The organism is Actinoplanes sp. OR16, assembly GCF_004001265.1.
Taxonomy (GTDB): Bacteria; Actinomycetota; Actinomycetes; order Mycobacteriales; family Micromonosporaceae; genus Actinoplanes.
The window spans coordinates 6706992-6719260 of sequence record NZ_AP019371.1 but is presented as its reverse complement, the minus strand read 5'-3'; the positions used below and the strand labels follow the sequence as shown (position 1 = coordinate 6719260).

General features: G+C 71.7%; 11 protein-coding genes. 4 read left to right on the top strand and 7 right to left on the bottom strand.

Annotated features, from left to right (window positions below):
• Nucleotides 1-39 precede the first annotated feature (39 nt).
• Together EP757_RS30710 and EP757_RS44500 are read right to left on the bottom strand one after the other, a co-directional pair.
• Nucleotides 40-1167 carry a hypothetical protein gene (locus tag EP757_RS30710; RefSeq protein WP_127551901.1) on the bottom strand — a complete coding sequence of 376 codons (1128 nt, stop codon included), beginning with the start codon at nt 1165-1167 and terminating at the stop codon, nt 40-42.
• A gap of 123 nt (nt 1168-1290) precedes the next feature.
• The gene (locus EP757_RS44500; RefSeq protein ID WP_255435204.1) at nt 1291-1413 is read right to left on the bottom strand and encodes a hypothetical protein; all 123 of its coding nucleotides are present in this window, start codon (nt 1411-1413) and stop codon (nt 1291-1293) included.
• A gap of 69 nt (nt 1414-1482) precedes the next feature.
• Here EP757_RS44500 and EP757_RS30705 point away from each other — a divergent pair, with 69 nt between their 5' ends.
• The 4 genes from EP757_RS30705 (at nt 1483) to EP757_RS30690 (ending at nt 7453) form a co-directional block, all read left to right on the top strand.
• Nucleotides 1483-3735 (top strand): bifunctional diguanylate cyclase/phosphodiesterase, encoded by a 2253-nt coding sequence (locus tag EP757_RS30705; protein ID WP_127551900.1) that lies wholly within the window; start codon nt 1483-1485, stop codon nt 3733-3735.
• A gap of 110 nt (nt 3736-3845) precedes the next feature.
• Complete coding sequence (locus EP757_RS30700; protein ID WP_127551899.1) at nt 3846-4466, top strand: TetR/AcrR family transcriptional regulator; 621 nt, start codon at nt 3846-3848, stop codon at nt 4464-4466.
• On the top strand, nt 4463-5830 hold the full coding sequence (locus tag EP757_RS30695; RefSeq protein ID WP_127551898.1) for a patatin-like phospholipase family protein: 1368 nt from the start codon (nt 4463-4465) through the stop codon (nt 5828-5830). Before EP757_RS30700 ends, EP757_RS30695 begins: the two co-directional genes overlap by 4 nt.
• 9 nt (nt 5831-5839) lie before the next feature.
• Nucleotides 5840-7453 carry an acyl-CoA dehydrogenase family protein gene (locus EP757_RS30690; RefSeq protein WP_127551897.1) on the top strand — a complete coding sequence of 538 codons (1614 nt, stop codon included), beginning with the start codon at nt 5840-5842 and terminating at the stop codon, nt 7451-7453.
• A gap of 51 nt (nt 7454-7504) precedes the next feature.
• On the opposite strand, the gene EP757_RS30685 is transcribed toward EP757_RS30690, so the two are convergent.
• From EP757_RS30685 to EP757_RS30665, 5 genes are all read right to left on the bottom strand, one after another.
• Entirely contained in the window at nt 7505-8437 is a 933-nt protein-coding gene (locus EP757_RS30685) for an NAD(P)-dependent alcohol dehydrogenase (protein WP_232050084.1), read from the bottom strand.
• Between the two features lie 47 nt (nt 8438-8484).
• Nucleotides 8485-8703 (bottom strand): helix-turn-helix transcriptional regulator, encoded by a 219-nt coding sequence (locus EP757_RS30680; protein WP_127551895.1) that lies wholly within the window; start codon nt 8701-8703, stop codon nt 8485-8487.
• Nucleotides 8697-9101 (bottom strand): hypothetical protein, encoded by a 405-nt coding sequence (locus tag EP757_RS30675; protein ID WP_127551894.1) that lies wholly within the window; start codon nt 9099-9101, stop codon nt 8697-8699. Before EP757_RS30675 ends, EP757_RS30680 begins: the two co-directional genes overlap by 7 nt.
• Before the next feature lie 116 nt (nt 9102-9217).
• Nucleotides 9218-11500 (bottom strand): ABC transporter permease, encoded by a 2283-nt coding sequence (locus EP757_RS30670; RefSeq protein ID WP_127551893.1) that lies wholly within the window; start codon nt 11498-11500, stop codon nt 9218-9220.
• On the bottom strand, nt 11497-12177 hold the full coding sequence (locus EP757_RS30665) for an ABC transporter ATP-binding protein (RefSeq protein ID WP_127551892.1): 681 nt from the start codon (nt 12175-12177) through the stop codon (nt 11497-11499). Before EP757_RS30665 ends, EP757_RS30670 begins: the two co-directional genes overlap by 4 nt.
• Nucleotides 12178-12269 lie beyond the last annotated feature (92 nt).

Genomic DNA, 12269 nt, shown 5'->3' with positions numbered 1-12269 from the left:
CGATCGCCGGGAGCGCCCTATGGCCGCGCTGTGTGATCGTTAAGAGCCGGATAAGGTCGGCGACTGAACGATTTCGGTCACCCGCCGGGTCCAGGGGCGGACGCGAAGGGTCACCGCCTGCCCGTCAGCCAGTCCGCCGGTCATCGCGCTCGGCAGCCCCCAGGCCGTCGTCCGGTCGGTGCCGTCGTCGATCGCGAGGTAGTACAGCCACGGCCGCGGCGGCTCGCTGCTGTCCGGCCCCGGCCGGTGGTGACGCCACTCCTGGAGCCAGAGGATCCGCCCGGTGACGGTTCCCGGAGACAGGAGATCCTTCACGGTACGGCCGAGCAGGAACCCTCCCGTCAGCACCGCCGGGAGCCCGGCCCACAGCAGCGCGGTGGCGACCGGGCTGTCCCGGCTCTCCAGATCCGCCACCAGGGAGAACAGCCACGCGCCGAGTGCCAGCCAGCCGGCCGCGATCAGGAGCAGCGTCCTGGTGCTCGTGCCGTAGGGGAACCGGTCCGGCGGGTAGTCCACGCGGACCCGGCGCCACCGCCCGCCGTGCGACGACCAGACCAGCCCGCGGTCGCCCCGGCCGAAGCGGACCGGCGGGCGTTGCAGGCCGAGCGCCACCCGGTACGCCGGCTCGTCCGCCTCGTCGGCGCGCCACCGCTCGGCGGCGGCCTCCCCGGCCGGGGTGAGGATCTCCTCCGGCCCGCGCGTCGCCAGCGTCATCAGCAGCGGATAGCCCAGCAGGAAGACGATCAGCGCGGTCGCCGCCGACCAGCTCAGCACGGTCAGGGCGAGGACGCCGGCGACCACCGCCGAGACGATGTGCCGGATCCGGGTCTCGCGACGGCCGAGGCGGGGGCGGGACAGGCCGCTCGCCCGGGCGTCGGCGACCACGTCGGTCCGGAAGCGGGCCGCCCAGTCGGGCTTCTCGTCGCCGCGGAACGGCAGGGCCCCGAGCGGCGCCGGTCCGGCGTCCGGAATCTGGACGGCCACGACCCTCTCCAGGACCATCCGCTCGTACCCCCGCAGGAGCGCGCCCTCCCGCAGCGGCCGCACCGTCTCGCCCGCGATGGCGAGATGCCCGCGGGCGTGCAGGTCGAGGAGGGTGGCGGCGGGCGCGTCGGTGGTCGGGACGCCACCGTTCAGCAGCAGCGTGACGACTGCCGGGGACTCCATGGATCCTCATGATCAAGCAATCCCGGTACGGCCGGAAGCCACTGTCGGCGATCGGACCGTCCGGATTCCGCCGGTCACACGCCGGTCACGGGAGTGGCCGCACCGGGACCGGCGCCGGTCCCTTCAGCCTTCGAGCCGTTCCTGCCTGCCGGACGGCCCGGCGGGCAGGCCGGCGGCGCGCTGATCGTCGTCGCCGCTCCGGTGTCCGAGCTGGGCCGCGAGCCGCGGGTCCCCGCGGTTCCGCAACCCGATCGCACCACCGTTGCCGGAGGGCAAACGCTTTGAAGCGTGAAGATCGGACCGATCTAACAGCACGTGCGCCCCTTCGACAGCCTGCGGCGGGATCCGGTCCTGCTGACCCTGCTCGGGATCACCCTGCTCGGGTGTGCGCTCTTCTACGTGTTCGCCGGCGACGCCGACACGCAGACGCGGGTCTACTGGGGCACTCAGGTGCCACTGGACGCCGCTCTCGCGCTCGGCGGCTGGCGTCTGCGTAGTCTCGCGCACGACCGCTACCGCCGCTTCTGGTCCATGATCGCTTTTGCGGGCGCGTCCTTCACGGTGGGCGACACGTACCACTTCCTGGGAACGCTCCTCACCTCCGGCACGCCCTCGCTCAGCGGCGGCAGCGTGCAGACGGTGTTCTTCGCGGTCGGCATGAGCAGCAACGTGATCGCCTGCCTGATCTTCCCGCAGGGTCTGCGCACCCACCGGGAGCGGTTCGTCTTCTGGCTGGACGCCACCACCGTGCTGGTCGGAGGCGGCGTGGTGGCCTGGTGTTTCGCGTTCAACCCGATCGCCAGCGTGCACGTCGACCGGGTCAACGCCAGCGTCACGGCGGCGCTCGTGCTGGTCGCCACGTTCTCGGCGACGAAGGTCGCGCTGATCAAGGCGCCGCCGATGGCCCGGATCGCCGCCTGGCCGATGGTCAGCGCCGCGATGGTCCAGGGCGTCAGCACGTTCCTGCCCGGCGATTTCCAGGGCACCGATCATGCGTACGTCTTCGTCATCCGGCTTCTCCCTTCCGTCCTGATCGCGATCGGCCCGTGGATCCAGGTGGTGCTGATCCGTATCGGGGCGATCCAGGACGCGCCGAAGCGCCGGCCGTACAGCCTGCTCCCGTACGGCATGATCGCCGTGACGTTCCTGGTGTTCTTCCTGATGCTCCCGGACACCGCGTCCTCCCAGCTCATCGGCGCGACCATCGGCGTCGTGGTGATCACCTTCCTGGTGGCGGGACGGCAGCTCGTCGCGTTCCACGACAACATGCAGCTGATCGGCCGGCTGGACGCGGCGAACGCCACCGACGCGCTCACCGGGCTCGCCAACCGCACCGGCTTCAGCGAGGAGATCCCCCGTCTGCTGACCCGCGGGTCGTCGATGCTGCACATCGACCTCGACGACTTCAAGGAGATCAACGACACGATGGGGCACGCGGCCGGCGACACGCTGCTGGTCGCTGTCGCCGAGCGGCTGCGGGCCGCCGTACGCCCCGGTGACCTGGTGTCACGGCAGGGCGGCGACGAGTTCGCGATCCTGCTGCCCGGCGCCGGCCCGGACGACGCCGCCCTGATCGCCGAGGAGATCCAGCGCCGGCTCGCCGTGCCCCTGGAGATCCAGCACCACACCGTGGTGACCGGCGCGAGCATCGGCATCGCCCCGGCGCAGCCCGGCGACGAGCCGTCCGCGCTGCTCAGCACGGCCGACATCGCCATGTACGAGGCGAAGCGCCGCGGCAAGGGCGTCTGGGTGCACTACACCGACGAGATGGGCGCCCGGATCAACGCCGAGGCCGTCCTGATCCGGGAGATGGCCCAGGCCATCGAGAACGAGGAGTTCATCCTGGTCTACCAGCCGATCGTGCGCCTCGCCGACGGCCGGATCACCGGTGTGGAGTCGCTGATCCGGTGGAACCACCCGGTCCGCGGCACGGTGCCGCCGGTGGAGTTCATCCCGCTCGCCGAGCGGACCGGGCAGATCGTGCCGATCGGCCTGTGGGCGCTGCGCGTCGCGTGCCGGCAGGGCGCCGAGTGGCGCCGGACCGAGCCGGAGGCCCTCACCATGTCGGTCGGTGTGAACGTGGCGGGACGTCAGCTGCGTACCCCCGGGTTCGTCGCCGACGTCGCCGCGGTGCTCGCCGAGACCGGCCTGCCCGCCGCGAACCTCACCATCGAGGTGACCGAGACCGCCGTCCTCGACGACGAGGAGTCGAACCAGGCGCTGATCGGCCTCCGCGCGCTCGGCGTGAAGCTGGCCCTCGACGACTTCGGCACCGCCGCGTCGTCGCTCGGCCTGCTGCTCACCACCCCGGTCACGTCGCTGAAGCTGGACCGCTCCTTCGTCGAGTCGATCACCACGGTCGGCCGGCAGTCGGCGGTCGCGACGGCGGTCAGCCAGATGGCCCGGGCGCTCGAGTTCTCCTCGGTGGCCGAGGGCATCGAGACGGAGGAGCAGCAGGACCTGATCAAAAAGCTGGGCTATGAGTACGGGCAGGGCTACCTGTATTCCCGGCCGGTCCCGGCGGAGAGGATCGTCGAGCTGTGGGCGGCGGCGCGGGTGTCCTCCTAGATCCGTAGGGGTGGGCGGCACCATCCAGGCCCGCACGCTCCTGTTTGCCGCCATGGAATGAATCGTGGTTCAATCCTTTCGCTGGCTTTTCACCGCTTGGAGGACGCCGCGTGCCATACCGGCAGACCGCTCTGACCAGGAAGAACGCCTCGGAGAAGCGCGATGGGTTGCTGCGTGCGGCGCGCGGGCTGATCGCCGCTGACGGGTTCAAGGCGGCGACCGTCGCGGCGATCGCGGCACGGTGCTCGGTCAGCGTGGGGTCGGTGTACTCGTACTTCGACAGCCGGGACCGCCTGCTCGCCGAGGTGTTCCGCAGCGCCGCCAACCACGAGATCGACATGGTGCGGGCGGCCGTCGCGGACACCGGGCAGCAGGCGAGCGAGCGCATCGGTGAACTGGTGCGGATCTTCAGCGGGCGGGCGCTGCAGGGGCGGCGGATGGCGTGGGCGCTGCTGTTCGAGCCGGTCAGCCCGGTCGTCGAGGAGGAGCGGCTGGTCTACCGCCGGTCGTACACCGAGATCGGCGAGCAGATCATCCGGGACGGTCTGGGGCGCGGCGAGTTCGTGCCGCAGGACGCCGGCCTGGCCGCGGCGGCCGTGATGGGCGCGGTCTCCGAGGCCCTGGTCGGCTGGATCCGCCCGGACAGTCCGCCGCCGTCACCGTCCGCGCAGGCCGACGTGATCGACGGCATCCGGCTGTTCTGCTTCCGGGCGCTGGGGGTGGCCCGGTGACCGCCTCGCTCGCCGTCGCGCAACGCGTTCTCGCTGATCAGTCGGTGACGCGGATGCTCGGCACACGTCTCGTGTCGTTCGGTTCCGGCGGCGCTGTCGTGGAGCTCGACATCCGCCCCGAGATCACCGACCATCACGGCGCTGTCCACGGCGGCATCATCGCGTACGCCGCCGACACCGCCCTCGCCTTCGCCGGCGGCGCGACCCTCGGCCCGGACGTGGTCACGTCCGGTCTGAGCATCGACTACCTGGCGCCGGGCCTCGGCGTGACCCTGCGGGCGCACGGCATGGTCCTGAGCTCCTCCGGCCACCGAGCCGCCGTCCGCTGCGAGCTGCACACCGTCGACGCGGACGGCGCCCTGACACTGGTGGCGGTAGCCCAGGGAACGACCGTGGCCGCGCCACCGTCCACCGCCCGCGGCTCATCCCCTCGGCGCGTGAACCGGCCGGCCGCGTCCAGCGTTCACGAGATCCTGCTGGAACGGCGGCGCAGCGGGGACCTCGACGACGGCGCGACGGTGGCGCTCGTCGTCGAAGGCGGCGGGATGCGGGGCATCGTGTCCGCGAGCATGGCGGCCGTCCTCGAACAGGAGGGTGTGCTTCCCACGATCGACTTGATCGTGGGGACCTCGGCGGGTGCGGTGAACGCGGCCGCTCTCGCCGTGGGCAACGCCGCCGCGATGGCCGACTCGTACGCGGAGATCTTCTCCTCCCCCGAATTCATCGACGTCCGGCGGATCGCGCGCGGCCGGCCGGTGATCGACGGCGCGCGGATCGTCGGCCGCGTCGACGAGCTGTTCGGCGTGAGCGCCGCCGCCGAGTCGGCCTGGCGGACGCGGCTCGCCATGGTCGCGACCGACGTGGACACCGGCCGCGCCGAGGCGCTGACCGATTTCGCCGATCGCGCCGACCTGATCGGCAGCATCCATGCGTCGGGCCTGCTGCCCATGCTGGCCGGAGAACCGGTGACGCTGCGTGGCCGCCGCTGGCTCGACGGCGGGATCGTCGAGGCGGTGCCGGTGCTGACCGCGGCGTCGCTCGGCGCCACTCACGCGATCGTGCTCGCGACCCGGCCGCCCGGCACGCAACCGGCCTACGGCGCCGCCGACGTGCTGGCGGAACGGTACCTCCGGCGCCTCAATCCGGAGTTGGCCGCCGCCTATCGCGGTCGGCCGCACCGGTACCGGGAGACGCTTCAGCAGGTGCGCGACGGTCGCTGTCATGGGGTGTCGACAGTGGCGCTGACCCCTCGTACCAATGATCCTCTGCCGTCACGCCTGGAGCGTGACCAGACCGCCCTGCGTGCCGCCCGTGCGGCCGCCGCGGAAGCGGCCCGGGAGCAGCTCGCCTTCCTTCTCGCCTAAGGAGACACCGTGACCCACGAGGTCCTGAACCAGGCGCCGCCCCGGGCCGGGCTCAACGAATACCTGGTCAACCCGGCGATGACCGAGGCGATCAAGCGGTACGACGCGCAGTGGGCGACGACGCGGCTGTCCGAGGCCGGCGCGCTGGTCGGTCAGGCCGGCTTCCAGCGTGACGCCGAGCTCGCCAACATCAACCCGCCGATCTTCTCCAGTCACGACCGGTGGGGCAACCGGGTGGACGCCGTCGACTTCCACCCGGCCTACCACCGGATCATCGGCGCGGCGATCGAGCACGGCGCCCACACCAGCTGCTGGTCCGAGCCGCGGCCGGGCGCGCACGTGGCCCGCGCGGCGATGTTCATGCTCTTCGCGCAGATCGAGCCGGGTCACGCCTGCCCGGTGAGCATGACCCACGCGGTCGTCCCGTCGCTGCGATTCACGCCCTCGCTCGCCGGGAGATGGCTCCCGCGAGTGTTCTCGCGGGTCTACGACCCGCAATTGCGCCACGACAAGGGTTCCGCCGTCTTCGGCATGGCGATGACCGAGAAACAGGGCGGTTCCGACGTACGGGCGAACAGCACCCGTGCTCTGCCCGGTTCCGATGGGACATGGCAGCTCACCGGTCACAAGTGGTTCTGCTCGGCGCCCCAGTCGGACGCATTCCTGGTCCTGGCGCAGGCGCCGGGCGGGCTGAGCTGTTTCCTCGTTCCGCGCGTTCTCCCGGACGGTTCCCGGAACGTGTTCCGCATCCAGCGGCTCAAGGACAAGCTGGGTAACAAGTCGAACGCCTCCTCCGAGATCGAACTCGACGGCACCACCGGCTGGCTCGTCGGTGAGCAGGGCCGCGGCGTCCGGACGATCATCGAGATGGTGGCGCAGACCCGCCTCGACTGCGTGCTGGGAAGCGCCGCCGGAATGCGGCAGTCGGTCGCCGAGGCCGCCTGGCACGTGCGGCACCGCAGTGCTTTCGGAGCACTCCTGATCGACCAGCCGGCGATGACGGCGGTCATCGCGGATCTGCAGCTCGAAGCGGAAGCGGCGACCTGGACCGCGCTGCGACTGGCCGCCGCCTACGACAGTTCCTCCGACGAGGACGCCGCTTTCCGCCGGCTCGCCACCGCCGTCGCCAAATACTGGGTGTGCAAACGCGGGCCGAACCACGCCTACGAGGCGCTGGAATGCCTCGGCGGAAACGGCTACACGGAGAGTTTCCCGCTGGCCCGCCGCTATCGCGAACAACCCGTCATGGCCGTCTGGGAGGGATCCGGCAACGTGATCGCCCTCGACGTCCTGCGCGCCATGTCCCGCGAGCCCGCGTCGGTGGAGGCGCTCGATCGCGAACTGGCGTCGGCGCTCGGGGCGTACGCCGCCTACGACACGCACGTCGCCGCCACCCGCAAGCTGATCGCACAGGTCGCCCGCGACCCCGCCGCGGCGGCCGGCCAGGCACGCCGGGTCGTCGAGGCGCTGGCGCTCGCCCTGCAGGCGTCGGTGCTGATCCGCGAGGCCCCGGCCCCGATCGCCGACGGCTTCGTGGCGGCCCGGCTCGGAGCGGACCGGACCTTGGAGTACGGCGCCCTGCCCCCGAACCTGGACCTCACCGCCATCGTGGCCCGCGCCTGAGCTGCCCGGACTCAGCTCGACTGCTCCGACGCGAGTGGCATCGATGGCGGGCTATCGGCGTACGAGGATGATGATCTTTCCTGTGGGGTGGCCCTCCTCGAGGTAGCGCATCGCGTCGGCGGCCTCGGCCAGCGGATAGGTGCGGCCGACCACCGGGGTGATCGCGCCGGACTCCAGCAGGCCCGTCAGCTCGTCGAGGTCGCCGTGCTGCTCCCGGGCGGTCACGCCGGTGACGCGGGCGCGGCCGAACGGGGAGATCAGCGGCGCCGCCAGCTGCCGGCCGAAGCCACCGAGGATCGCCCCTTTCGCGTGGCCGCCGCCGACGAGCGCGATCACGCCGGTCGGGGCGATCACGCGGCGCAGCAGTGAGAGCGGGCGATTCCCGGCGGTGTCGATGACGGCGTCGTACAGGACACCATGGGCGTCGATCTCGTGCTGGCTGTAATCGATCACGTCGGTGGCACCGAGCGAGCGGACCAGGCTCACCTTCGCGGGGCCGCAGACGCCGGTCGGGATCGCGCCGCGCTGCTTGGCGAGCTGGACCGCGTAGGTGCCGACGCCGCCGCCCGCGCCGATCACCAGGACGCGGTGCCCGGCACGTACCCTCGCATCCTTGATCGCCTGCAGGGCGGTGACCGCGGAGATCGGCACCGCGGCGGCCTGCTCGAAGGTCAGGTTCGCCGGCATGCGTGCCAGCCGCCGCTCGCGCGCCCGGGTGAACTCGGCGAACGAGCCGCTCTCCGCCGTGCCGTAGACCTGGTCGCCGGTCCTGAACCGGGTGACCTTGGAACCTACGGCGGCCACCACGCCCGCGACGGCACGCCCGAGCACCGGCTGGCGCGGCTGCTTGACGCCGGCCGCGAGCCGCACCGCCAGCGGCCGTCCGCTCATCATGATCCAGACGCCCGGGTCGGCGCCGGCCGCGTGCACCTCCACGAGCACCTCGCCGGGGCCGATCTCCGGCGCGGCGACGTCTCGCAACATCACTTGATCAGCTGATCCGTATCGGTCGGAAACGATGGCCTTCACTGTCACTCCCCGGGGTATTGGAAGACGTCGTCGAGGGGCACGCCGAACACTCTCGCGATCTTGAAGGCGACCTCGAGGGACGGCGAATACCTGGATTGCTCGATGGCGATCAGCGTCTGGCGGGTGACGCCGACGCGTTCCGCCAGGTCGGCCTGGGTCATCTCGCCGTGCGTCGTGCGCAGTGCGCGGATGCGATTCGTGACCAGGGTCGGCTTCACCACTGCGGCACGCCCGTGCGGTAGACGACGACCTTCGCCGCTCCCCCGATGATCGCCGACAGCGCGAACCCCAGATAGATGACGTTGGCTATCCAGAAGGGATCGGTCTCGGTCATCGCCAGGATCATTCCGGCCAGCGCCCCGATCACCACGAAGGCCTGCCCTACATGATCCCCGAGTCGTCCGATCTCCCGGTCCCGCTCATCGCCGCCGCGCTCGACCTCGGACGTCCGCCCGGCGAGAACCCCTTCCGCACTCCCCGCGACGACGACCGCCGCGAGAGCAGAGACGATCAGAGCCTGCGCGTACGGCACCCCGCCGATCACCCCGGTCACGTAGCCGGCATAGGCCACCACCACGACGACCAGCCGGATCCAGGAGCGTTTCTCTTCGTACGTCACCGCGCCCGCCCTCGCCGTGTAAAGAATCTTTGACAGCACGAGCGTAGCACCGATGTACAAAATCTTTGACATGGGTCAGTGGCGGGGCCGCTCCCCGGTCGAGCGGCCCCGCGCGCTCACTCGGCTCGCAGGGCGGTCGACGCCCGGGTGCGGGCGGCCCATCCTCCCGGCACCAGGGCCCCGAGCACGGCCAGGACGATGCCGCTCGCGGCCAAGGCCACCAGCGTCCACGGTTCGTACACGTCCAGGATCGACTGCGGCAGCACCAGACCCGCCGAGCCGGCCATCACCGGGAGGGCCCAGCCGTGCAGCGCCAGACCGAGCGGGACGGCCAGCACGCCACCCACCGCGCCGATCAGGACGACCGAGCTCACGACCAGCAGGCGGATCTGGGCCGGTGTCATGCCCACCGACTTGAGGACGCCGATCTCGTGGACCCGTTCGCGGGTGTTGAGCATGACCGTGTTGAGGACGCCCAGGCCGGCGACCGTGGCCAGCAGGACGGTCAGCGTGGCGATCAGGCCGATCATCACGGCCACCACCTCGTTCTCCTGCGTCTCGGCGCTCAGCTGGGCGTCCGCCTGCAGGTCGCCGAGGGCCGAGCGGAGGGAGGCGATGTAGGACCGGTGATCGGTTCCGGGCGCCAGGCCGACGTCGAAGATCTGCGGGGTGAGGCCGGGCAGGGCGGCCATGTCCATCAGCAGGGTCGCGTCGGAGCCGTTGCTGAACGCCTCGCCGACGATGGTCACCTTCTGCCCGGTGCCGAGCGTGACGGTGTCGCCGATCTCGGCGCCGGTCAGGGTCAGCATCCGGGAGCCGGCCACCGCCTCGGTCGTCCCGGAATACCAGCGACCTCGGAGCAACGGATAGCCGGCCCAGGAGGCGTCACCCTGGTACGCCCGGACCGACAGTGGCTGGGAGTAACCGGCCATCGTGGTGTCCTGCTCGGTCTCACCGGCCACATGAGCAGTACCGGGCTGCGCCTCGATGATCTCCCGGATCGCGGCGGTGTCCGAGGCCTCCGGTGTCCAGCCCTGCGGCATCGGGCCCCGCGGGTGCACACCGACCCGGACCGGGACCGCGTCGAGGCGGCTGCCCAGTGAGGCGACCCTGGTCAGCGACGCCGCGAGGCCGGTCGCGAAGACCACCGTGGTCACGCCGAGCACCACCGCCACGACGGTGACCAGGCTGCGGGCGGGCCGGGCGAACGGCGTCCCGAGTCCGAAACCGATCGCACGGGGCAGGGGCAGGGCGGCGAGCATCCGGCGGACACGCACACCACGGTCGCCGGTCGGGGCGCGGCCGACGGTGATCGCTCGCACCGCGGAGAGGCGGCCGGCCCGCAGCGCCGGACCGGCGGCGGCGAGCGTGACCAGCAAGATCACTCCGGCCAGGACGGCGGCGTCCACCCCGAGCGGCACCGACGGCGCGCCGGTCACCTGGTAGGCGTCGCTGGTCTGCCGCAGCAGCGGGATCGAGGCGAGGTGGCCGGCCGCGACGCCGAGCAGCCCGGCCGGCACGCTGACGATCAGGACCTGACCGGAATAGATCGCAGTGATCTGGGCCGGTATGAAGCCCAGCGATTTCTGCACGCCGATCGTGCGGAAGCCGGCGACCACCGCGCCCGCCACCACATTCACCACGATCAACACGGCGAGGACCAAGCCGAGCAGGGCGAACGCGACAACGAACGGGACGAACGTACGAATGACGCCCTCGATCTCGGTCTTGATCGCAAGCCAGCTCGTCGAACCCACGGCGGGAAGGCCGGCCGTGACCGTCTCGATCCCGGCGTCGACGGCCTGCGGATCGGCGAAGCGGTAGAGCATCTGCCAGTCGCCGCCGGTCAGAACGTCGTCCTGAGTGGGCCAGACCCAGGCGGTCGCGGTCTCGGTGGCCGAGGAGGCGATACCGACGACGGTGAGAGCGACGCCGTCGACCGTGACGGTGTCGCCGACCTTCCATGCGAGATCGTCCCAGCCGGCCGCGCCGGGACTCAGCACGATCTGTCCGATTCCGGTCAGCCAGGCGCCGTCCGTGACCTCCAGCCGGTCGATCGTCGAGTCAGCGGTGTCGCGGCCCACGACCGGACCCGGCTGGCGATCACCGCGCGCGCCGCTGAGCCGGGCGTCCACCGTCTTGTACGGACCGGCCGCCGCGGTGACGCCGGCCCGGCCCGCGGTCGCCGCGAGAGCGTCGCCCCCGCCCTCGAACGTGACCGCGGCATGCGCGCCGTTCTGCCTGGTGAACGCCGCGTCGAACGGCGCTCCGGACGCGATGATCAGCCCCAGCGCGAGCACGCCGGTGGCCGCCGACAGCAGGACGACAGCACCGATGACCAGGCTCTGCACCCTCCGGCGCCGGGCGGCGGCGGCCGCGGCGCGCAGCACGGCCGTCATGCCGCCACCCGCTCACGCAGACGCCCGTCGCGGACGTCGACGATCCGGGTGGCGCACCGGCGCGCCAGCTCCGGATCGTGCGTGACCAGCAGAACCGTCTGCCCGCCGCGGTTGATGTCCCGCAGCAGCTCCATGACCTGCTGCCCGGCGGCCGCGTCGACAGCGCCGGTCGGCTCGTCGGCGAGCAGCAGCCGCGGCCGGTTGATCAGCGCCCGCGCCACGGCGACACGCTGCCGTTCCCCGCCGGACAGCTTCGCCGGATAGGCGCCGGCCCGGTTCGCCAGCCCCAGGCTGCCGAGCAGCTCATCGGCGCGGGTCAGCGCCGCGCGCCGGTTCGTCCCGGCAAGCTGGGCGGGCAGCACGACGTTCTCCCGGGCGGTCAGCTCGTCGAGCAGGTGGAAGAACTGGAAGACGATCCCGATGCCGGTACGCCGATGCCGGGCGAGGGCGGTCTCGGACAGTCCGGTGAGCACGGTGCCGCCGACAGCCACCTCCCCCGACGTCGGCCGGTCGAGCCCGGCGACCAGGTTGAGCAGCGTGGACTTGCCGCTGCCGGACGGACCCATGACGGCCACCGCCTCCCCCTCGGAGACGGTCAGGTCGACGCGGTCGAGGGCGGGCGGACCGGCGCTCTCGTACTGTTTGGTGACGGCGTGAAGGCGTACCGAATCAGTCATGAACCGGGACGCTAGGCCCGGCCTCCGGAGTCGCGGATCGGGCGCGAGACGGCTTTTCCGCGGCGGCGTCATCCCCGCGATCTACGACCTGG

Bases quoted from the DNA above. Each gene is read 5' to 3' on its own strand.
- EP757_RS30710 (WP_127551901.1), bottom strand. From the start codon at position 1,167: ATGGAGTCCCCGGCAGTCGTCACGCTGCTGCTGAACGGTGGCGTCCCG.
- EP757_RS30665 (WP_127551892.1), bottom strand. From the start codon at position 12,177: ATGACTGATTCGGTACGCCTTCACGCCGTCACCAAACAGTACGAGAGC.
- EP757_RS30670 (WP_127551893.1), bottom strand. From the start codon at position 11,500: ATGACGGCCGTGCTGCGCGCCGCGGCCGCCGCCGCCCGGCGCCGGAGG.
- EP757_RS30685 (WP_232050084.1), bottom strand. From the start codon at position 8,437: ATGTTGCGAGACGTCGCCGCGCCGGAGATCGGCCCCGGCGAGGTGCTC.